Raw genomic sequence first — 20,391 nt, 5'->3', positions numbered from 1 at the left:
GCACACCAGCTTCTGCCGTTGCTGTTGAAGTTGCCGGCCAGCGGCCGGCACTACCGCGGGTGCAGGGCGCAGCCCTGCCAGCACACCCACACCCTCACGACACTGAATCGAAAACCGGTTTCGGCACGGCACTTGCACAAGCACCAGCAGACAACCCTATCCCTGTTTCTGGAACCGTTGCAGATGTCCCACTCCGTCACTTCGATCCTCTCCCAGATCCGCTCCTACCAGACCCAGGTGGGACAGTCCGCGGCGCTCAACCCGCTGGCCGAAGCGCCGCGTAGCAATGCCCTGCCGGGCACGGTGCTGGATGCGCCGCAGGTCCAGCCCGCCAGCTTCACCGAAACCCTGCGTGGAGCGATTGCCGGCGTCAACGATGCGCAACAGAAATCCGGCGCCCTGGCCAAGGCCTTCGAAATGGGTGACCCCAATGCCGACTTGGCCAAGGTGATGGTCGCCTCGCAGCAGTCCCAGATCGCCTTCCGCGCCACCGTGGAAGTCCGCAACCGTCTCGTCCAGGCTTACCAGGACGTGATGAACATGCCGCTGTAAGGAACGTTGACGCATGGCACTGACGCTCTCCAAGGACAGCCTGAACGCCGAGAAGGCCGGGCAATGGTTCGACCGCCTGCAGAGTCTGCAGATCACCCGTCGGCTGGGCCTGATGGCGATGATCGCGGTGGCGGTGGCGGCAGGCCTGTCCGTGTTCTTCTGGTCGCAGAAGCCGGGCATGGTCCCGCTGTATACCGGCCTGGACCAGAAGGCGACCGCTGAAGCGACCGACCTGCTGCGCGCCGCGCAGATTCCGTTCGCGCTCGACCCGGCCACCGGTGGCATCACCGTGCCGGAAAAGAACCTGCACGACGCCCGCCTGAAGCTGGCCGGCTCTGGCCTGACCGACAGCGGCAAGCTCGGATTCGAGCTGATGGAACGCGACCCCGGCTTCGGCGTCAGCCAGTTCGTGGAAAGCGCGCGCTACCAGCACGCGCTGGAAACCGAACTGTCGCGCACCATCAACACGCTGCGCCCGGTGCGCGATTCGCGCGTGCACCTGGCCATTCCCAAGCCCAGCGCCTTTACCCGCCAGCGTGACGTGGCCAGCGCCTCGGTGACGCTGGAACTGCGCGGCGGCCAGCAGCTGGAACGCAGCCAGGTCGACGCCATCGTGCACATGGTCGCGGCCAGCATTCCGGACCTCGCGCCGGAACGGGTGACCGTGGTCGACCAGAGCGGGCGCATGCTCAGCGTCAGCGATCCGAACAGCGAGGCTGCGGTCAACGCCGCCCAGTTCGAGCAGGTGCGCCGCCAGGAAACCTCGTTCAACCAGCGCATCCGCGAACTGCTGGAGCCGATGACCGGCCCGGGCCGGGTCAATCCGGAAGTGAGCGTGGACATGGATTTCTCGGTGACCGAGGAAGCCCGTGAGCTCTACAACGGCGAGCCGCAGAAGCTGCGCAGCGAGCAGATGAGCGAGAACAGCACCACCACGCCGGGCCCGCAGGGCGTGCCGGGCGCGACCAGCAACAGCCCGCCGGGCCAGCAGACCGCACCGGCCACCGCGCAGGCGCCGACCGAAAGCAGCAAGAACGCGACCCGCAACTACGAGCTGGACCGCACCCTGCAGCACACCCGCCAGCCGGCCGGCCGCATCAAGCGCGTCTCGGTGGCGGTACTGGTGGACAACGTGCCGCGCGCCGGTGCCAACGGCAAGGTCGCGCCGCAGCCGCTGTCGGCCGCCGAGCTGACCCGCGTCGAAGCGCTGGTCAAGCAGGCGGTCGGTTTCAACGCCGAGCGTGGCGACACCGTGTCGGTGATGAACGCCCCGTTCGTGCGTGACACCACGCCGGTCGAAGGCCCGGCCTGGTGGGAACTGCCGTGGGTGCACGATGCCGGCCGCATGCTGCTGGGCGCGGTGGTGGTACTGGCCCTGCTGTTCGGCGTGCTGCGCCCGGCGCTGCGCGCGATCACCGGCCAGAAGAAGAACGACGAGCAGGCACTGGAGCCGCATACCGCGGACGTGCAGCTGGTGGATGACGATGGCATGCCGCTGCCGGCGCTGGGCGCCGACCGCGCCAGCCTGGGCGGGCCGGATGCACTGGCCCTGCCGGTGGATTCATATGAGGAACGACTGCGGATGGCGCGTGAAGCCGTGAAGACCGACTCCAAGCGCGTGGCCCAGGTGGTCAAGGGCTGGGTGGCCAATGACTGAGGCACAACTGACCGGTGTGCAGCGCGCGGCGGTACTGCTGCTGTCCCTGGGTGAGCTGGATGCGGCCGAGGTGCTGCGCCACATGGAACCCAAGGAAGTGCAGAAGATCGGCATCGCCATGGCCACCATGACCGACATCACCCGCGAGCAGGTGGAACGGGTGATGGACCAGTTCGGCCAGGAACTGGGCTCGAAGACCTCGCTGGGCGTAGGCTCGGACGACTACATCCGCAACATGCTGGTGCAGGCGCTGGGCAGCGAGAAGGCCGGCAACCTGATCGACCGAATCCTGCTCGGCCGCAACACCACCGGCCTGGATGCGCTGAAGTGGATGGACCCGCGCGCGGTGGCCGACCTGGTGCGCAACGAGCACCCGCAGATCATCGCCATCGTGATGGCCCATCTGGAAACCGACCAGGCCGCCGATGCGCTGAAGCTGCTGCCCGACCGTACCCGCGTGGACGTGCTGCTGCGCATTGCCACCCTCGACGGTATTCCGCCGAACGCACTGAATGAACTCAACGAGATCATGGAGCGCCAGTTCGCCGGCAACCAGAACCTGAAGTCGTCCAACATCGGCGGCGTGCAGTGTGCGGCCAACATCCTGAACTTCATGGACAGCGGCCAGGACCAGGCGATCCTGGGCGAGATCGCCCGTATCGACGCACCGCTGAGCAACCGCATCCAGGACCTGATGTTCGTGTTCGACGATCTGGTCGACCTGGACGACCGCGAGATGCAGCTGGTGCTGCGCGAAGTGAGCGGCGAGCGCCTGGGCCTGGCCCTGCGCGGTGCCGACATCAAGGTGCGCGACAAGATCACCCGCAACATGTCGCAGCGCGCGGCGGAAATCCTGCTGGAAGACATGGAAGCCCGCGGCCCGGTGCGCCTGTCCGACGTGGAAGGCGCGCAGCGCGAGATCCTGGCCATCGTCAAGCGCATGGCCGATGAAGGCACCGTCACCATCGGTGGCAGCGCGGAGGCCATGCTGTGAGCAACGTCGTGCGCTGGCTTGCCCCGGACCTGCTGGCCCAGCCCGAACCGGCACGGGCCCAGGAGGATGTGTTCGAACTTACCGAGCCGGACCCCGAGCACGAACCGGAACCGCCGCTGCAGCTGCCGACCCTGGAGGAAATCCAGGCGATCCAGGACAGCGCCGAGAAGGAAGGCTTCCAGCACGGCCATACCGAAGGCTATGGCCAGGGCCAGGCCGAGGTGCGTCGTCTCGCCGCGCAGATCGAGGGCATCCTCGACAACTTCAGCCGGCCGCTGGTGCGCCTGGAGAACGAAGTGGTCGGCGCGCTGGGCGAGCTGGCGGTGCGTATCGCCGGTGCGCTGGTCGGTCGTGCCTACGAGGCCGAGCCGGCGCTGCTCGCGCAGCTGGTCGGTGAAGCGATCGATGCCGTGGGTGGAAGCACCCGCGAGGTGGAAGTCCGCCTGCACCCGGACGACATCGCCGCCCTCGCCCCGCTGTTGAACCTGTCGCCGCAGCAGCGCCTGGTACCGGATACCAGCCTCAGTCGTGGCGACCTGCGCGTGCACGCCGAAGCCGTGCGCATCGACGGCACCCTGGAAGCGCGCCTGCGCGGTGCGCTGGATGCGGTGATCCGCCAGACCGGAGCAAGCGCATGAGCCCGGAATCGCAAGCCGCGCCACAACCGGCGGCGCAGCCGGCCGATTGGGCCGTGGCCCGCAACCTGCGCCTGGCCAGCCGCCTCGACGGCCTGCGCGTGGACACCGCGCATGGACGCGGGCTGATCCGCGAGGGCGTGCTGCGCCGCGCGGTCGGGCTGACCCTGGAAGCGGTCGGCTGCGAGGCGCCGCTGGGTGCCAGCTGCAAGGTCGAAGTGGTCGATGGCGGCTGGGTCGACGCCGAAGTGGTCGGCTTCGCAGGCGAGCGCACCTACCTGATGCCCAGTGCCGAACTGCACGGGCTGCTGCCCAATGCACGGGTGGTGCCCTCGGCGCGCCGTGGCGGCGTGGAAGTGGGCGAAGGCCTGCTCGGCCGCGTGATCGACAGCGACGGCGTACCGCTGGACGGCAAGGGCCCTATCCGCGCCGAAGGGCATGTCGGCATGGCCGGCGTGTCGATCAATCCGCTGGCGCGCGAACCGATCACCCAGCCGCTGGACGTCGGCGTGCGCGCGATCAATGCGCTGCTGCCGATCGGCCGCGGCCAGCGTGTCGGCCTGTTCGCTGGCTCCGGCGTCGGCAAGTCGACGCTGCTGGGCATGATGACCCGCTACACCGCCGCCGACGTGATCGTGGTTGGCCTGATCGGTGAACGCGGCCGCGAAGTGCGCGACTTCGTCGAGACCACGCTGGGCGAGGAAGGCCTGCGCCGCGCGGTGGTGGTCGCCAGCCCCGCCGATCGGCCGCCGCTGGCACGCCTGCACGGCGCCTACCGCGCCACCGCCATCGCCGAGTGGTTCCGCGACCAGGGCCTGAACGTGCTGCTGCTGATGGATTCGCTGACCCGCTTTGCGCAGGCGCAGCGCGAGATCGGCCTGTCGGTGGGTGAACCGCCGACCACCCGCGGCTACCCGCCGTCGGTGTTCGCCAAGCTGCCAGCGCTGGTTGAACGCGCGGGCAACGGTGCCAAGGGCCGCGGCTCGATCACCGCGTTCTACACGGTGCTGACCGAGGGCGACGATCCGCAGGATCCGATCGCCGATGCGGCGCGCGCGATCCTCGACGGCCACATCCTGCTGTCGCGCCGCGTCGCCGACAGTGGCCTGTACCCGGCCATCGACGTCGAATCGTCGGTCAGCCGCGTGGTCACGGAAATCGCCGACGAACCGTGGCGCCTGCGCATCCGCAAGCTGAAGCGGCTGGTGTCGGCCTACTCGGCCAACCGCGACCTGATCGCCATCGGTGCCTATCAGCGCGGCAACGACGCCGCGACCGACGAAGCCCTGGAACGCTGGCCGGAAATCATGGAGTTCCTCGGCCAGGACGTTGCCAAGGCCGCAGATCTCCCGCACAGCCAGGCGGCGCTGCAGCGCCTGGTGGAACAAGAGAGCTAAGCCATGAACCAGTCCAAGCGCATCGATCCCCTGCTCAAGCGGGCCCAGGAACACGAGGACGCGGTGGCCCGCGATCTCGCCGAACGCCAGCGCGTGCTCGATACCCATCTATCGCGACTGGACGAACTGCGCCGTTATGCCGAGGAGTACGCCAACGCCCAGATGGCGGCGACCAGCCCGGCGCAACTGCTCAACCGTCGCGCCTTCCTCGACCGCCTCGACAGCGCGGTGGAGCAGCAGCAGCGCACCGTGGACGGCAACCGCGAGAAGGTGGAAGCCGAGCGGGCACGACTGATCCTGGCCAGCCGCGACAAGGCCGTGCTGGAGCAGCTGGCCGCCAGCTACCGCGCACAGGAAAAGGTGGTGACCGACCGCCGCGACCAGCGCGAGATGGATGACATCGGTGCGCGCCGGGCGCGCCTGGTGCAGGCCGAAGACCAGGACGGTGCCGAGCAGGGAGGCCGCGCGTGATGCCCGCTCCACTCGGCGGCAGCGCCAGCGCCCAGCCGCAGGGCTCCGGCAATGGTGCCGCGCGCACCCCGCGCAGCGACAGCAACAAGGAATTCAGCCAGCTGCTGCAGGGAGGCGCGCCGGCTGCCGATGCGCCCACCCGGGCGTCGAGCACGCCGACACCCACCAGCCCGCAGGGTCCAGCGTCGGACAGCAGGGATCAGGCCGGCAGCGAGCGCAAGCCGGACACTGCCGCCACACCCGAGGACACCGCGGCCGTGGTGCCTGCAGTACCGGTCAAGCCCCTTGCCGGGAAAGACGCACCGGCAGCGACCGAGGAAGCGCCCTGGCCGCCGCTGGGCCTGGCCGGGCTGGTGCTGGCGGTACCGCTCCCCGCCGATCCTGCCGCTGCCCTGCCCGCCGCTGCAGTGGCGGCCACCGACACAGATGGCGTTGCCCTGCCTGCCACAGCTGCACAGCCGGCCGCTGCGGTTGTGCCGGCCGCTGCCACACCGGCTGCCGCCGCCACCGAGGGCAAGGCCAACGCCGCGTCCGGCACCGAGCCGGCGACGACGCTGCCACTGCCTGAGATGCTGCTGCCCGGAAAACGCGGCGAGCGCGGCGAAGACGGCGACGCGACCCTGATCGGCGAGCGCACCACGGCGCCCCTGCTGCACGCTCCGGCCAACGCCGCGGCGCAGGACCTGAAGGCCGCACTCGCTGCTGGCAACGCGATCTTCAACGGCGAGCCGACGCCGAAACCGGTGCTCGCTGATGATGGCTTCGACCAGGCCATCGGCGCGCGCTTGGGCTGGCTGGCTGACCAGAAGATCGGCCACGCCCACATCCGCCTCAGCCCGGATGACATGGGCCCGGTCGATGTGCGCCTGCAGCTGAACGGCGACAAGGTGCATGCCAGTTTCAGCAGCCCGCATGTGGACGTGCGCCAGGCGCTGGAAAACAGCCTGCCGCGCCTGCGCGAGCTGCTCGGCGAACAGGGCTTCCACCTGGCCCACGCCGATGTCGGCCATCAGGCCCCCGGTGGTGACGGCAATGCGTCGCGACCATCCGGCGGCGGCGGGCTGGGCGGTGACGGAGAACCGACGCCGGGCGACGGCAGCGTCTCCTCCGCCCAGCTGATCCGCCAGCGCGGGTTGCTGGACGCCTACGCCTGAGAATGCGTGCCGACCAAGGTTGGCACCCACCAGAGCGGAGCGGTTGGCACCTGCCAGCGCAGGGTGATTGGCACCTGCCCGTATCGCGTTGGTGGGTGCGGAGCTTGCTCCGCACGGCCCCACCGGCACCCCGACGGAATTCCGTCGCACCCCTGCACCCGCCCTTCGGCACGCCCCTTGCATATCCCGGTGAAGCAACCCTCAGGAGCTTCACCCCGTGGCCGCAGCCGCTGAAAAAACCAAGAAGACCGCCGAGAAGGACAAGACCGCCAAGCCGCGTAGTCCGATCCTGATCACCGCACTGGTGGCCGTACTGGCCGCCGCAGCCGCCGGTGGTGGCGTCTGGTTCTTCACCCAGTCCAAGCACGAAGAGAAGGCCGCGCAGGCGCCGAAGAAAACCGCCACGCCCGCCCCCGCCCAGTACTTCGCGCTGGACCCGGCCTTCGTGGTCAACCTCAACGGCCCGGTCGACGGCCCGCGTTACCTGCAGCTGGAAGTGCAGCTGATGACCCGCGACCCGGCCGCGCTGGAGGCGATCAAGACCCACGCCCCGGCCATCCGTGCGCGCCTGCTGATGCTGTTCTCGCAGGTCAGCCCCGACCAGATCGCCGATATCGCCGGCAAGCAGAAGCTGCAGGCCGCCTCGCTCGCCGAAGTGCAGAAGGTGCTCAAGGCCGAGACCGGCAGCAACGGCGCCGACGATCTGCTGTTCACCAGCTTCGTGACCCAGTAAGGGCCCACCGATGAATGACCTGCTGTCCCAGGACGAGATCGATGCCCTGCTCCACGGCGTGGACAGTGGCGCGGTCGAGACCGATCCGGAGCCGCCGTCAGGCGAGGCACGTTCGTACGACTTCGCCAGCCAGGACCGCATCATCCGCGGTCGCATGCCGACCCTGGAAATGGTCCACGAGCGTTTCGCGCGCCTGTGGCGGATTGGCCTGTTCAACCTGATCCGCCGCTCGGCCGAGCTGTCGGTGCGCGGCATCGAACTGATCAAGTTCAACGACTACATGCACTCGCTGTATGTGCCGACCAACCTGAACCTGATCCGCTTCAAGCCGCTGCGTGGCACCGGCCTGATCGTGTTCGAGCCGACCCTGGTGTTCGCCATCGTCGACAACTTCTTCGGCGGCGACGGGCGCTACCCGACGCGCATCGAGGGCCGCGAGTTCACCGCCACCGAAATGCGGGTGATCCACCTGCTGCTGAAGCAGACCTTCGCCGACCTGCGCGAGGCCTGGGCACCGGTGATGGACGTCGACTTCGAGTACATCAATTCGGAGATCAACCCGCACTTCGCCAACATCGTGACCCCGCGCGAATACGTGGTGGTGTGCCGCCTGCACGTGGAACTGGACGGCGGCGGCGGCGACATCCACGTCACCCTGCCGTACTCGATGCTGGAGCCGATCCGCGAACTGCTCGACGCGGGCATCCAGAGCGACCGCAACGACCGCGACGAAAGCTGGGGCCAGACCCTGCGCGAGCAGCTCAACATCGCCGAGGTGACGCTGTCCAGCGTGCTGGCCAGCAAGCGCATGACCCTGCGCGACCTGACCCGGCTGAAGGTTGGTGATGTGCTGCCGATCGAGCTGAGCCCGCAGGTGCCGCTGTGCGTGGAGAACATCCCGGTGTTCACCGGCGAGTTCGGCATCGCCAACGGCATGAACGCCGTGAAGATCACCGCTACCCATCCGCCGGGCACCCGTCCGCGCGTACCCGTCATCCAGGAAGACCCGCAATGAACGATATCGACGCCCTCGAACCGACCCCGGCCCAGTTCAGCAGCCTGCAGGCCGATGAGGCGAACGGTCCCGACCTGAACCTGGACGTGATCCTCGACGTGCCGGTGACCCTGTCGCTGGAAGTCGGTCGCGCCCGCCTGCCGATCCGCAACCTGCTGCAGCTCAACCAGGGCTCGGTGGTGGAACTGGAACGCGGCGCCGGCGAATCGCTGGATGTGTTCGTCAACGGCACCCTGATCGCCCACGGCGAAGTGGTGGTGATCAATGACCGCTTCGGCGTGCGCCTGACCGACGTGGTCAGCCCGAGCGAGCGGATCCGGAGACTGCGTTGAGCCTGCTTGCCTCCACCCTGCTGGCGGTCGGCAAGACCGCCGCGCCGATTGGCCCGCAGGTCGGCCAGCACGCGGCCGCCGCACCGAGCCTGTTCGGTGCGGTGCTGGCGCTGCTGGCGGTGCTGGCCCTGGTCATCGGCCTGGGCTGGCTGCTCAAGCGCCTGCCCGGCAGCGGCTTCCGCCCGGCCGAAGGCATGAAGCTGGTGGCCAGCCTGAGCGTCGGTGCCAAGGAGCGCGTGGTGGTAGTGGAGGTCAACGGCCAGCAGCTGCTGCTGGGCGTGACCGCCGGCGGCATCAATACCCTGCACACCCTGCCCGAACCGCTGCCGCCGCCGGCACCGGTGCGCGTGCCGGATTTCAAGAACCTGCCGAATTTCGCCCAGCTGCTGCAGCAGCGGCTGCGCAAGGACCCCTGACATGCGTGTCACCCGTACCCGTGTTGCCACCCTGATGCCGTGGCTGCTGTTGCTTGCCCTGTGCCTGTTGCCGGTACTGGCGTTCGCCGCACCCGGCGCGCCGACCACGCCGCTGCCGGACATCAACGTCGGCAAGATCGGCGGTGCACCGGTCAGCCTGCCGCTGCAGACCCTGCTGCTGATGACGGCGATCACCCTGATCCCGTCGATGCTGCTGGTGCTGACCTCGTTCACCCGCATCATCATCGTGCTGGGCCTGCTGCGCCAGGCACTGGGCACCGGGCAGACGCCGTCCAACCAGGTACTGCTGGGACTGGCCCTGTTCCTCACCGCGATGGTGATGATGCCGACCTGGGACAAGGCCTGGAGTGCCGGCATGGCGCCGTACCTCAACGGCGAGATCGACTTCCAGACCGCGTGGACGCTGACCACCACGCCGCTGCGCGGCTTCATGCTGGCGCAGATCCGCGAGACCGACCTGATGACCTTCGCCGGCATCGCCGGGCACGGTACCTATGCCAGCCCCGACGCGATCCCGTTCCCGGTGCTGGTTGCCTCGTTCGTCACCAGCGAGCTGAAGACCGCCTTCGAGATCGGCTTCCTGATCTTCATTCCGTTCGTGATCATCGACCTGGTCGTGGCCAGCGTGCTGATGTCGATGGGCATGATGATGCTGTCGCCGATGCTGGTGTCGGCTCCGTTCAAGATCCTGCTGTTCGTGCTGGTGGATGGCTGGGTGCTGACCGTGGGTACGTTGGCGGCCAGCTTCAATCCGGCCTGATATCCCTCGCAAAGCGCAGTCGAGCCTGGCTCGACTCTACATGAGCGTCGCCGGGCAGCGCCCGGCGCTACCGATGGAAAGACGATGTCTCCCGAACTTGCCTTGACCGAACTGCGTGGCGGCCTGATCACCGTGTTGTGGGTGGCCGGCCCGCTGCTGCTTACCGTGCTGGTGGTGGGCGTGGTGGTCGGTGTCGTGCAGGCCGCGACCCAGCTGAACGAACCGACCATCGCCTTCGTCGCCAAGGCGGCGGCACTGACGGCCGTGCTGTTCGCACTGGGCAGCCTGCTGATCGGCCACCTGGTTGAATTCACCACGCTGCTGTTCCAGCGCATTCCGCACCTGATCGGCTAGGACGCGCGCTTCGATGGATGCCGCCACCCAGATGGCCGCCGACGGCCTGCAGGCCTTCGGCATGATCGGCACCGTGCTGTGGACCATGCTGCGCATCAGCGCGGTGGCCATGGCGATGCCGATGGTCGGTACCCGCGCGGTACCGGCGCGGGTCCGCGTGGTGCTGGCAGGCACCCTGGCAATCGCGCTGGCACCGCTGTTGCCGCCCGTACCCGAGTGGACCGGCTTCGATGCCGCCACCGTGCTGACCATCGCCCGTGAACTGGCGATCGGCGTGGCCATCGGCTTCCTGCTGCGGCTGGTGTTCGAGGCCGGTGCGATGGCCGGCGAGCTGATCGCCCAGGGCACCGGCCTGGCCTTCGCGCAGATGAGCGACCCATTGCGGGGCGGCACCTCGGGCGTGATCGGCCAGTGGTTCTACCTGCTGTTCGGCCTGCTGTTCTTCACTGCCAACGGCCACCTGGCCTTGATCTCGCTGGTGGTGGACAGCTACCGGGCGCTGCCGATCGGTGCTCCGCTGCCGGACCCGCACGCGTTCTTCAGCATCGCCCCGACCTTCCTGCTGACCGTGCTGCGTGGCGCGCTGACCCTGGCGATTCCACTGACGGTGGCGATGTTGGCGGTGAACCTGACCTTCGGCGTGCTGGCCCGCGCCGCACCGGCGCTGAACCCGATCCAGCTCGGCCTGCCGGTCTCGCTGCTGCTGGGCCTGTTCCTGCTGGCCCTGCTGGCCGGGGAAATGGGCCCGCCGGTACAGCGCCTGTTCGACGCCGCCTTCCAGGCTGCGGACGCGGTCACACGCTGACCCGATCATCACGTTTTGCCGCTTGCCCTTCCCCCGGGTCTGCGCGTTAGAGTGAATGCGTGGCGTCCAGGGGGGACGCCACGATCGGCCAGCGTTCCGCGCCGGCCCGCCTCATGCATGCCCCACCGTGGTTTCCGTCGACAGGCAGGTCCGGGAGACTGACGAATGCTGGTAGGCACGTACAACCCGTGGCTGGTAGCGATCTCGTTGCTGGTTGCCGTGATGGCCTCGTACACCGCGCTGGCGATGGCCGGGCGCACGGTCACCGCACCCGGCAAGGGCGCCGCCTGGTGGTGGCGGCTCGGCGGCGGCTTCGCCATGGGCCTGGGCATCTGGTCGATGCACTTCATCGGCATGCTCGCCTTCAACCTGCCCATTCCACTCGGCTACGACCTGCCGATCACCCTGCTTTCGCTGGCACTGGCCATCGCCTCATCGGTGTTCGCGCTGTGGCTGGTCTCGCTGCGCACCCTGCCGCACCCGCGGCTGGCCGGTGGTGCATTGCTGATGGGCACCGGCATCGCCGGCATGCATTACGTCGGCATGGCCGCCATGCGCATGCGCCCGGGCATCGAGTACGACCCCGGTTGGCTGCTGTTCTCGCTGATGGTGGCGGTCGCCGCCTCGTGGACCGCGCTGTACGTGGCATTCCGCCTGCGCGCGCAGCGCACGCGGGTGGGTGATCGGCTGGCCGCGGCCGGCCTGCTCGGGCTGGCCATCGTCGGCATGCACTACACCGGCATGGCCGCCGCACGCTTCCCGGAAGGCAGCATCTGCGGCGCGGCGGTGGGCGACGGGCTGCAGAGCGAATGGTTGGCGATGCTGGTGGTGGTGCTGACCGTGGCCATCCTGGCCGTGGTGCTGGTGGTGTCGTGGCTGGATCAGCGCGTGGAAGCGCAGCTGCTGCGCCTGCGCAATTCACTGCTGAGCACCTCGCTGACCGACGCCCAGCAGGAACTGACCCAGGCCGCGCTGCACGACCCGCTGACCCGCCTGCCCAACCGCCTGCTGCTGCAACGGCGCATCGTGCAGGCACTGGCCGAGGCCGAACAGGGCGGCAACCGCTTCGCGGTGATGTTCATGGACCTGGACGGGTTCAAGCAGGTCAACGATGCCTATGGCCACCAGGCCGGCGATGCCCTGCTGGTGGCGGTGGCCGAGCGCACGCGCCAGCTGTTGCGGCCGCACGACATGCTGGCACGGCTGGGCGGCGATGAGTTCGTGCTGGTGGTGCGCATCGAGCACGACGAGGACCTGCCGACCCTGGCCCGTCGCATCCTGCAGGCGGTGGGCAGCGGCCCGCTGCTGCCCGACAACGAACTGCAGGTGACCGCCAGCATCGGCGTGGCGATCTGCCCCGACCACGCCGCCAGCGAGCGCCAGCTGATGGCCTTCGCCGATGCAGCGATGTACCAGGCCAAGGAATCCGGGCGCAACGCCTTCGTACTGTTCGCCGACTGGATGAACGACAGCGCCGAGCAGCAATTCCGCCTGCTGGCCGACCTGCGCCGGGCGATCGGCAGCGATCAGCTGTTCCTGAACTACCAGCCGAAGATCCGCGTGGCCACGCAGAAGGTGGCCGGCGCCGAGGCACTGATCCGCTGGCGCCATCCCGAGCACGGCCTGATTCCGCCGGATCGCTTCATCCGCCTGGCCGAACGCAGCGGCGCGATCAACGACATCGGGCGCTGGGCGCTGGACCAGGCCTGCCAGCAGCTGCGGCGCTGGCACGACGCTGGCCACGAAGGCTGGTCGATGTCGGTGAACCTGTCGCCGGTGCAGTTCAGTTCGCCGCATCTGCTGCAGGACGTGCGCTCGGTGATCGAACGCCACGCGATCGCGCCCCGCCATCTGGTGCTGGAGATCACCGAAAGCACGGTGATGCGCGATACCGACACCAGCCTGCGCCTGCTGCAGGCGTTGTCGGCACTGGGCGTCGGCATTTCCATCGACGACTTCGGCACCGGTTATTCCAGCCTGCTGTACCTGAAGCGGCTGCCGGCCACCGAGATCAAGATCGACCATGCCTTCGTGCGCGACCTGGAGCACAGCGCCGAGGACGTGGTGATCGTCTCGGCGATCGTGGCGCTGGGCCACGCGCTGGACATGGATATCGTGGCCGAAGGCGTGGAGACCGCTGCCCAGCGCGCCTACCTGGAACGATTGGGCTGCGACTACCTGCAGGGCTACCTGCTGGGCCGCCCGGTGGATGCTGCGCGCTTCATGCAGCTGCACGACCTGCCGCGGCCGCGGGTGGAACTGGCGCAGAGCCCGCCGACGCAGCATCCACCCGGGTAACACCGGGCCGCGCGCCCGCCGGGCACGGCCTGTCCTGCCGGTGCCTGCCCAGGCAGGTGCCCACCTTGGTTGGCTCCTGAACCCGTCACGGAACAGTTCTTGCACGCACCCCGGCATCCCCTGCCGCAGTGCCCGTGATGTCCGAGAACGAATCCGCCGGCGAAAAGACCGAACAACCCACCGAAAAACGCCTGCGCGACGCCCGTGAACAGGGCAACCTGCCGCGCTCGCGCGAACTCGGCACGGCCGCCGTGTTCGGCGCCGGCGTGCTGGCGGTGATGGCCATGAGCGGCTCGATCGGCCGCGGCGCGACCGCCTGGATGAAGCATGCGCTCAGCCCGGAACAGAGCCTGCGGCAGAACCCGAAGGAACTGTTCGGCCACTTCGGCGACCTGCTGCTGCAGTTCCTGCTGGTGATCGCGCCGCTGGTGCTGGTCTGCCTGCTGGCCAGCTTCGTCGCGCCGCTGGTGATGGGCGGCCTGCGCTGGTCGCAGAAGGCGTTGCTGCCCGACATCAACCGGCTGAACCCGATGAGCGGGCTCAAGCGCCTGTATGGCCCGGAGGCCATCGCCGAGTTCACCAAATCGCTGCTGCGCGTGGCCTTTGTCGGCGTGGCCGCCGGGCTGGTGGTGTGGACCGGCTTCGACACCCTGCGCGGGCTGATCCACCACCCACTGGAAACCGCCATCACCGACGGCCTTGGCTTCACCCTGCGGCTGCTGCTGGCCACCGCCGGCGCGATGCTGGTGCTGGCCGCCATCGACGCCCCGTACCAGCGCTGGAACTGGATGCGCAAGCTGAAGATGACCCGTGAAGAGCTGCGCCGGGAAATGAAGGAAAGCGAGGGCAGCCCGGAAGTGAAGGGGCGCATCCGCCAGCTGCAGCAGCAGATGGCCAACCGCCGGATGATGGAAGCGGTCCCCACCGCCGACGTGGTGGTGGTCAACCCGACCCACTACGCGGTGGCCCTGAAGTACGAAGGCGGCGCCATGAACGCCCCCACCGTGGTCGCCCTGGGCGTGGACGAGACCGCCCTGCGCATCCGTGAAGTGGCCGACGGCAACAAGGTCGCGATCGTCTCTGCCCCGCCTTTGGCACGCGCCTTGTATCGGGAAGGCCAACTCGGAAAGGAAATCCCCGTGAGACTGTATTCGGCCGTCGCCCAGGTCCTGTCCTACGTCTACCAGCTGCGCTCCTGGCGCACTGGGCCGATGCCGGACGCCCCGCACATCCAGGTGGATGAATTCGGCAAGGGAGGCCGCCCTTGAGCGCTCAGCCCTCCTCCGGCTTCAACACCCGCCGCGCCCTGGAAATGATCCGCCAGGGACTTGGCGCGCCGCTGATCGTGCTGGCCCTGCTGGCCATGGTCGTGGTGCCGCTGGCCGCACCGGTGCTCGATGCACTGTTCACCTTCAACATTGCCATCTCGCTGATGGTGCTGCTGGCGGTGGTCTACGTGAAGCGCCCGCTGGACTTCACCATCTTCCCGATCGTGCTGCTGATCACCACCATGCTGCGGCTGGCGCTGAACGTGGCCTCCACCCGCGTGATCCTGCTCAACGGCCAGAACGGCCACGACGCCGCGGGCAAGGTCATCGCCGCGTTCGGCGAGTTCGTGATCGGCGGCAACTACGCGGTCGGCATCGTGGTGTTCGCGATCCTGACCATCATCAACTTCGTGGTCATCACCAAGGGCGCCGGCCGCGTCTCGGAAGTGACCGCGCGCTTCATCCTGGACGCGATGCCCGGCAAGCAGATGGCGATCGACGCCGACCTCAACGCCGGATTGCTGACGCGTGAAGAGGCCAAGGCGCGCCGCGAGGAAGTCCGCGAGGAAGCCGACTTCTACGGCGCGATGGACGGTGCCAGCAAGTTCATCCGCGGCGATGCCATCGCCGGCATCCTGATCCTGTTCATCAACATGCTCGGCGGCCTGGCCGTGGGCGTGATGCAGCACGGCATGCCGTTCGGGCAGGCGGCCGCCACCTATACCCTGCTGTCGATCGGTGACGGCCTGGTGGCGCAGCTGCCGGCCCTGCTGGTGTCCAGCGCGGTGGCGATGCTGGTCACCCGTGCCTCGCGTTCGCAGGACATGGCCCAGGCCATGACCGGCCAGGTGTTCGGCCAGTACCGCGCGCTGGCGATCACCGCCGGCATCCTCGGCCTGGTCGGGCTGGTGCCGGGCATGCCCAACGTCGCTTTCCTGACGCTGGCGGCGATCCTCGGCTTCATCGCCTGGAAGCTGTACCGCAAGGAGAAGGCACCGGCAGCCAATGCCGCAGCCGCGGGCGGCGACGCGGCCGCGCTGAATGCACTGGGCCGCCCGGCCGCACCGGCACCGACCGCCGAACTGAGCTGGGACGAGCTGCGCCCGGTCGATCCACTGGGCCTGGAGGTCGGCTACCGGCTGATCCCGCTGGTGGACGCCAACCAGGGCGGCGAGCTGATGGCGCGGATCAAGGGCGTGCGCCGCAAGCTCACCCAGGACGTCGGCTTCCTGATTCCCTCGGTACACATCCGCGACAACCTGGAACTGCCGGCCAACGGCTACCGCGTGCTGGTGCATGGCGTGCCGGTGGCCACCGCCGAGATCCATCCCGACCGCGAGCTGGCGCTGGACCCGGGCAGCGCGCTGGGCGCACTGGAGGGCATCGCCGGCAAGGACCCCGCGTTCGGCCTGGATGCCACCTGGATCCAGCCGCACCAGCGTGCCCAGGCCGAAACGCTGGGCTATACCGTGGTCGATCCGGCCACCGTGGTCGCCACCCACCTCTCGCACCTGATCCGCGAGCACGCGCCGGAACTGCTCGGCCACGAGGAGGTGCAGCACCTGCTGGCCAACCTGGCCAAGAGCGCGCCCAAGCTCGTCGAAGATCTGACGCCGAAGGCGCTGCCGCTGTCGGCGGTGGTGCGCGTGCTGCAGAACCTGCTGGTGGAGCGCATTCCGATCCGCCAGCTGCGCAAGATCGCCGAAGCGCTGGTCGAGCATGCGCCCAGCAGCCAGGACCCGGCCGTGCTGACCGCCGCGGTGCGCACTGCGCTGGGCCGCTTCATCGTGCAGGAAATCGCCGGAATGTCGGCGGAGCTGCCGGTGTTCACCCTCAACCCGCAATTGGAACGTGTCTTGCAGGAGTCCACGCAGGGCAACGGCGCCGCGCTGGAACCCGGACTCGCTGAGCGACTGCACCAGAGCCTGGCCGAATGTGTCAGCAAGCAGGAAGCCCGCAACGAGCCCGCGGTCGTGCTGGTACCCGGCCCGGTGCGCGCCGCGCTGGCCCGCCTGGTCCGCCACAGCGTTCCGTCGCTGTCGGTCCTGGCCTACAGCGAGGTGCCGGAAGACAAGCGCCTGAAGCTGGTCGGAACGATCAGCTGACGCCGCCCTTCGATGCGCCAGAAAACAGACACCACCTTCGAACCAACGCAACAGACAGACACCAAGGGGAACCCGCACCGTGCAGACCACCGACCACCCGAGTTCCCCGACCGCCACCCCGCCGTCTTCGTCCCGTGACCACAGCATGAAAATCAAACGATTCGTCGCCGCCGACATGCGCTCGGCCATGAACCTGGTGCGCAAGGAACATGGTCCTGACGCCGTGATCCTGTCCAACCGCCGGATCGAGGAAGGCATCGAGATCGTCGCCGCCGCCAACTACGACGAGAGCGCCGTGCAGCGTGCACTGGAGGCCTCGCGCCGCGACGTGGCCCCGCCGCCGGCGCCCAAGCCGCGTACCGCCGCCGATGCGGTGATCGCGGCGGTCACTCGCCGCCGCAGCAACACCCCGGCACCGGAACCGGTGGCCGCCACCACCTCGGCCGTCGCCGCCCTCGCCCGTGCGGCGGTCGGCGCCACCGGCCGCACCCTGGACAGCGCCGACGAGATCGTGCCGACCCGCGGCAGCACCGGCTTCGCCGCCACGCTGGCACGCGCCGCCGTCAACGAACCGGCGCTGCCGGAACAGATCTTCGCCCCGTTCGCCGAGGCCATCGTCGCACCGGCCACCGCCGCTGCCGCACCGGCCAACCGCGCCCGCTTCCCGATCGATCCGCCGCACGAGGCGCATCACGAAAGCCCGGCACCGGCCGTGCAGCCGCCGCCGCTGCCGACCGCTGCCGTGGCCGACGTGCAGCCCGGCATCGCCGCCAGCGAACCGGCACCGGTGCACGCCAACGACGAAGCCAGCCCGGTCCCGGTGCTGGCCCCGGCCCCGACGCTGACGGTGGTCGCCCAGGACGATGCCGAGATCCGCCAGCTGCGCCACGAAGTGGCCGGCATGCGCCAGGTGATCGAGCGCGAGATGAACCGCTTCACCGACGAGCGCCTGCGCGGCTGCCCGGTACGCGCCACCGCGCTGGACCTGATGGACGAATACGGTTTCGACGCCGGCCTGGCCCGCGACGTGGCCATGCAGATCCCGCTGGAGACCGAAGCGCACCGTGGCCGTGGCCTGATGCTGGGGCTGATCTCGCGCAAGCTGCCGATCGCTCCGGTCGACCCGCTGGAAGAAGGCGGCGTGATCGCCCTGGTCGGCCCGACCGGCGCCGGCAAGACCACCACCATCGCCAAGCTGGCTTCGCGCTTCGCCGAGAAGCACGCGCCCCGCGACGTCGCTCTGGTGACCACCGACACCACCCGCATCGGCGCCCGCGAGCAGCTGTACGGCTACGGCCGCCAGCTCGGTATCGCCGTGCACGAGGCCAACAGCGGCACCGACCTGGACCAGCTGCTGGAGCGCCTGAAGGACTACAAGCTGGTGCTGATCGACACCGCCGGCCTGGGCCCGCGCGACCGTGCACTGGCCGCCCAGCTGCAGTGGCTGCGCGCCGCCCGCCAGGTCCGCACCCTGCTGGTGCTGCCAGCCAACACCAGCTTCGGCGACATGGACGAGGTGGTCCGCCGCTTCGGCGCCGCCAACCTGCAGGGCCTGGTACTGAGCAAGCTGGACGAGACCGGCCGCTTCGGCAACGCGCTGTCGGTGGCCGTCGACCACGCCCTGCCGATCACCTGGGTGACCGATGGCCAGGACGTTCCGGAGGACCTGCACCGGGCCAGTGCAGCCAATCTTGTACTTCGCCTTGAAGATTTGCGCCGAGCGGCCGATATGCCCTGCAACCCGGAGTTGAACCATGCCGTCGCGTGAGTACGCCAAGCTGACCAAGACCTTCCCGCTGTCGGCCACCCGCAGCGAGCCGCTCGGCCCTGTGCGCACCATTGCCGTCACCGGCGGCAAGGGCGGCGTGGGCAAGACCAACGTCTCGGCCAACCTGGCCGTGGCGCTGGCCGGCATGGGCAAGCGCACGCTGTTGCTGGACGCCGATCTCGGCCTGGCCAACATCGACGTGATCCTGGGGCTGAACCCCACCTTCACGCTGGCCGACCTGGTCGCCGGCCGCTGCTCGCTGGAAGACGTCATCGTCGAAGGCCCGAACGGCGTGCTGGTGGTCCCGGCCGCGTCCGGCCGCCGCCACATGGCCGAGCTGGCCCCGGCCGAGCATGTCGGCCTGGTCAACGTGTTCTCCGAACTGGAACGCGAGCTGGACATCATGGTGGTGGACACCGCCGCCGGCATCACCGACGGGGTGCTGACCTTCTGCCAGGCCGCGCAGGACACCGTGGTGGTGGTCTGTGACGAGCCGGCCTCGATCACCGACGCCTACGCGCTGATCAAGGTGCTGTCGCGCGAACGCGGCGTGGACCGCATCCAGGTGGTGGCCAACATGGTGCGCGACCCCAACGAAGGCCGCGTGCTGTACGAGAAGCTGACCCGCGTCTGCGAGAAATTCCTCGCCGATGTCTCGCTGAACTACCTGGGCTGCGTGCCGCAGGACGACTGGCTGCGGCTGTCGGTGCAGCGCCAGCAGCCGGTGGTGAAGGCCTACCCGTCCAGCCCGGCGGCGCTGGCGATCACCGAGATCGCCCGTCGCACCGCGCGCTGGCAGGCGCCGACCGAACCGCGCGGCGGCGTCGAGTTCTTCCTTGAGCGCATCCTCAAGCAACGCGGGGTGGCCGCATGAAAGGCGCAGCCCAGTACCGGGAGGTCCAGCGCTCGGCCGCCAACGAGGTGATCGCCCAGCACTCGGACCTGGTGCGGCGCATCGCCCACCACCTGGCCGCGCGCCTGCCGGCCAGCGTCGAAGTCGACGACCTGATCCAGGCCGGCATGATGGGCCTGATCGAGGCCTCGCGCAGTTACGACGCCGACCAGGGTGCCTCGTTCGAGACCTATGCCTCGATCCGCATCCGCGGTTCGATGATCGATGAGATCCGGCGGGGCGACTGGGTGCCGCGCTCGGTGCACCGCCGCGCCCGCGACGCCGCCGCCACCATCCGCCGTCTCGAGCAGAGCAGTGGCCGTGCCGCCAGCGCCACCGAAGTGGCTGCCGCGATGGACATGCCGCTGCCCGAATACCTGCGGCTGATGGAAGACGCCGCACGCGGCCAGGTGCTGAGCCTGGAGTCGCGCATCGAGGACCAGGGCGAGCTGGACACCGTCGCGCAGGGCGGCCCGACCCCGCAGCAGGTGCTGGAGCGCGGCGAGTTCGGCCGCGAGCTGGGCAAGGCCATCGGCCACCTGCCCGAGCGCGAACAGTTGGTGCTCTCGCTGTACTACGAGCAGGAACTGAACCTGAAGGAGATCGGTGCGGTGCTCGGCGTCAGCGAGTCGCGGGTCTGCCAGATCCACGGCCAGGCCGTGCTGCGCCTGCGTGGCCGGCTGAAGATTTTCGAGGCGGCGGACGCCGGCCTGGAAGAATGAACATCCCCGAGGCGGCTGCCCCCGGCCGCCCGGAATGAACAA

Annotated in this window: 20 protein-coding genes; all 20 read left to right on the top strand. The window is 68.9% G+C overall.

Annotated features, from left to right (window positions below; genetic code table 11):
- The first annotated feature begins 183 nt into the window (after nucleotides 1-183).
- On the top strand, nucleotides 184-552 hold the full coding sequence (fliE, locus tag O0J73_RS07080; RefSeq protein ID WP_197563890.1) for a flagellar hook-basal body complex protein FliE: 369 nt from the start codon (nucleotides 184-186) through the stop codon (nucleotides 550-552).
- 13 nt (nucleotides 553-565) lie between these two features.
- Nucleotides 566-2,209 carry a flagellar basal-body MS-ring/collar protein FliF gene (gene fliF, locus O0J73_RS07075; protein WP_308308321.1) on the top strand — a complete coding sequence of 548 codons (1,644 nt, stop codon included), beginning with the start codon at nucleotides 566-568 and terminating at the stop codon, nucleotides 2,207-2,209.
- A 7-nt stretch (nucleotides 2,210-2,216) separates the two neighbouring features.
- On the top strand, nucleotides 2,217-3,203 hold the full coding sequence (gene fliG / locus O0J73_RS07070) for a flagellar motor switch protein FliG (protein WP_024958226.1): 987 nt from the start codon (nucleotides 2,217-2,219) through the stop codon (nucleotides 3,201-3,203).
- On the top strand, nucleotides 3,200-3,841 hold the full coding sequence (locus O0J73_RS07065) for a FliH/SctL family protein (protein WP_006443484.1): 642 nt from the start codon (nucleotides 3,200-3,202) through the stop codon (nucleotides 3,839-3,841). The genes fliG and O0J73_RS07065 overlap by 4 nt, the downstream gene beginning before the upstream one ends.
- Nucleotides 3,838-5,235: a FliI/YscN family ATPase gene (locus O0J73_RS07060; protein WP_049456083.1), complete on the top strand. Its 1,398-nt coding sequence runs from the start codon at nucleotides 3,838-3,840 to the stop codon at nucleotides 5,233-5,235. Before O0J73_RS07065 ends, O0J73_RS07060 begins: the two co-directional genes overlap by 4 nt.
- Before the next feature lie 3 nt (nucleotides 5,236-5,238).
- Nucleotides 5,239-5,706, top strand: coding sequence for a flagellar export protein FliJ (gene fliJ / locus O0J73_RS07055; RefSeq protein ID WP_006443420.1), 468 nt, complete (start codon nucleotides 5,239-5,241; stop codon nucleotides 5,704-5,706).
- Complete coding sequence (locus O0J73_RS07050) at nucleotides 5,706-6,860, top strand: flagellar hook-length control protein FliK (RefSeq protein ID WP_308308320.1); 1,155 nt, start codon at nucleotides 5,706-5,708, stop codon at nucleotides 6,858-6,860. The genes fliJ and O0J73_RS07050 overlap by 1 nt, the downstream gene beginning before the upstream one ends.
- Nucleotides 6,861-7,077: 217 nt before the next feature.
- Nucleotides 7,078-7,593, top strand: a complete 516-nt coding sequence (locus O0J73_RS07045; protein ID WP_133934588.1) for a flagellar basal body-associated FliL family protein — start codon at nucleotides 7,078-7,080, stop codon at nucleotides 7,591-7,593.
- Nucleotides 7,594-7,603: 10 nt separating this feature from the next.
- Entirely contained in the window at nucleotides 7,604-8,608 is a 1,005-nt protein-coding gene (gene fliM, locus O0J73_RS07040; protein WP_006443238.1) for a flagellar motor switch protein FliM, read from the top strand.
- Entirely contained in the window at nucleotides 8,605-8,940 is a 336-nt protein-coding gene (fliN, locus tag O0J73_RS07035) for a flagellar motor switch protein FliN (RefSeq protein WP_005409543.1), read from the top strand. Before fliM ends, fliN begins: the two co-directional genes overlap by 4 nt.
- Nucleotides 8,937-9,356, top strand: coding sequence for a flagellar biosynthetic protein FliO (fliO, locus tag O0J73_RS07030; RefSeq protein WP_008266130.1), 420 nt, complete (start codon nucleotides 8,937-8,939; stop codon nucleotides 9,354-9,356). Before fliN ends, fliO begins: the two co-directional genes overlap by 4 nt.
- 1 nt (nucleotide 9,357) lies before the next feature.
- On the top strand, nucleotides 9,358-10,137 hold the full coding sequence (fliP, locus tag O0J73_RS07025) for a flagellar type III secretion system pore protein FliP (protein WP_006443173.1): 780 nt from the start codon (nucleotides 9,358-9,360) through the stop codon (nucleotides 10,135-10,137).
- Nucleotides 10,138-10,221: 84 nt separating this feature from the next.
- A complete protein-coding gene (locus O0J73_RS07020; RefSeq protein WP_005413254.1) occupies nucleotides 10,222-10,491 on the top strand; it encodes a flagellar biosynthetic protein FliQ in 270 nt (89 codons plus the stop codon).
- 13 nt (nucleotides 10,492-10,504) lie between these two features.
- Complete coding sequence (gene fliR / locus O0J73_RS07015) at nucleotides 10,505-11,296, top strand: flagellar biosynthetic protein FliR (RefSeq protein ID WP_308308319.1); 792 nt, start codon at nucleotides 10,505-10,507, stop codon at nucleotides 11,294-11,296.
- Between the two features lie 165 nt (nucleotides 11,297-11,461).
- The gene (locus O0J73_RS07010) at nucleotides 11,462-13,594 is read left to right on the top strand and encodes a bifunctional diguanylate cyclase/phosphodiesterase (protein WP_308308318.1); all 2,133 of its coding nucleotides are present in this window, start codon (nucleotides 11,462-11,464) and stop codon (nucleotides 13,592-13,594) included.
- Between the two features lie 137 nt (nucleotides 13,595-13,731).
- Nucleotides 13,732-14,862, top strand: a complete 1,131-nt coding sequence (gene flhB / locus O0J73_RS07005; RefSeq protein ID WP_006443036.1) for a flagellar biosynthesis protein FlhB — start codon at nucleotides 13,732-13,734, stop codon at nucleotides 14,860-14,862.
- Nucleotides 14,863-14,906: 44 nt separating this feature from the next.
- Complete coding sequence (flhA, locus tag O0J73_RS07000) at nucleotides 14,907-16,967, top strand: flagellar biosynthesis protein FlhA (protein ID WP_180878096.1); 2,061 nt, start codon at nucleotides 14,907-14,909, stop codon at nucleotides 16,965-16,967.
- A 145-nt stretch (nucleotides 16,968-17,112) separates the two neighbouring features.
- Nucleotides 17,113-18,735 carry a flagellar biosynthesis protein FlhF gene (gene flhF / locus O0J73_RS06995; RefSeq protein WP_197563893.1) on the top strand — a complete coding sequence of 541 codons (1,623 nt, stop codon included), beginning with the start codon at nucleotides 17,113-17,115 and terminating at the stop codon, nucleotides 18,733-18,735.
- Nucleotides 18,722-19,609 carry a MinD/ParA family protein gene (locus O0J73_RS06990; protein ID WP_008267550.1) on the top strand — a complete coding sequence of 296 codons (888 nt, stop codon included), beginning with the start codon at nucleotides 18,722-18,724 and terminating at the stop codon, nucleotides 19,607-19,609. The genes flhF and O0J73_RS06990 overlap by 14 nt, the downstream gene beginning before the upstream one ends.
- On the top strand, nucleotides 19,606-20,349 hold the full coding sequence (locus tag O0J73_RS06985; RefSeq protein ID WP_006442969.1) for an RNA polymerase sigma factor FliA: 744 nt from the start codon (nucleotides 19,606-19,608) through the stop codon (nucleotides 20,347-20,349). Before O0J73_RS06990 ends, O0J73_RS06985 begins: the two co-directional genes overlap by 4 nt.
- The last annotated feature ends 42 nt before the right edge of the window (nucleotides 20,350-20,391 follow it).

Source organism: Stenotrophomonas sp. Sm6012 (genome assembly GCF_030985895.1).
Lineage (GTDB): Bacteria > Pseudomonadota > Gammaproteobacteria > Xanthomonadales > Xanthomonadaceae > Stenotrophomonas > Stenotrophomonas forensis.
The sequence above is the reverse complement of the archived record's forward strand: the minus strand, read 5'-3'. Positions and strand labels throughout refer to the sequence as shown.

Coding starts and splice junctions, on each gene's coding strand:
- fliE (WP_197563890.1), top strand. CDS start 184: ATGTCCCACTCCGTCACTTCGATCCTCTCCCAGATCCGCTCCTACCAG.
- fliF (WP_308308321.1), top strand. CDS start 566: ATGGCACTGACGCTCTCCAAGGACAGCCTGAACGCCGAGAAGGCCGGG.
- O0J73_RS07060 (WP_049456083.1), top strand. CDS start 3,838: ATGAGCCCGGAATCGCAAGCCGCGCCACAACCGGCGGCGCAGCCGGCC.
- fliJ (WP_006443420.1), top strand. CDS start 5,239: ATGAACCAGTCCAAGCGCATCGATCCCCTGCTCAAGCGGGCCCAGGAA.
- O0J73_RS07050 (WP_308308320.1), top strand. CDS start 5,706: ATGCCCGCTCCACTCGGCGGCAGCGCCAGCGCCCAGCCGCAGGGCTCC.
- fliM (WP_006443238.1), top strand. CDS start 7,604: ATGAATGACCTGCTGTCCCAGGACGAGATCGATGCCCTGCTCCACGGC.
- fliN (WP_005409543.1), top strand. CDS start 8,605: ATGAACGATATCGACGCCCTCGAACCGACCCCGGCCCAGTTCAGCAGC.
- fliP (WP_006443173.1), top strand. CDS start 9,358: ATGCGTGTCACCCGTACCCGTGTTGCCACCCTGATGCCGTGGCTGCTG.
- O0J73_RS07020 (WP_005413254.1), top strand. CDS start 10,222: ATGTCTCCCGAACTTGCCTTGACCGAACTGCGTGGCGGCCTGATCACC.
- fliR (WP_308308319.1), top strand. CDS start 10,505: ATGGATGCCGCCACCCAGATGGCCGCCGACGGCCTGCAGGCCTTCGGC.
- O0J73_RS07010 (WP_308308318.1), top strand. CDS start 11,462: ATGCTGGTAGGCACGTACAACCCGTGGCTGGTAGCGATCTCGTTGCTG.
- flhB (WP_006443036.1), top strand. CDS start 13,732: ATGTCCGAGAACGAATCCGCCGGCGAAAAGACCGAACAACCCACCGAA.
- flhA (WP_180878096.1), top strand. CDS start 14,907: ATGATCCGCCAGGGACTTGGCGCGCCGCTGATCGTGCTGGCCCTGCTG.
- flhF (WP_197563893.1), top strand. CDS start 17,113: ATGAAAATCAAACGATTCGTCGCCGCCGACATGCGCTCGGCCATGAAC.
- O0J73_RS06990 (WP_008267550.1), top strand. CDS start 18,722: ATGCCGTCGCGTGAGTACGCCAAGCTGACCAAGACCTTCCCGCTGTCG.
- O0J73_RS06985 (WP_006442969.1), top strand. CDS start 19,606: ATGAAAGGCGCAGCCCAGTACCGGGAGGTCCAGCGCTCGGCCGCCAAC.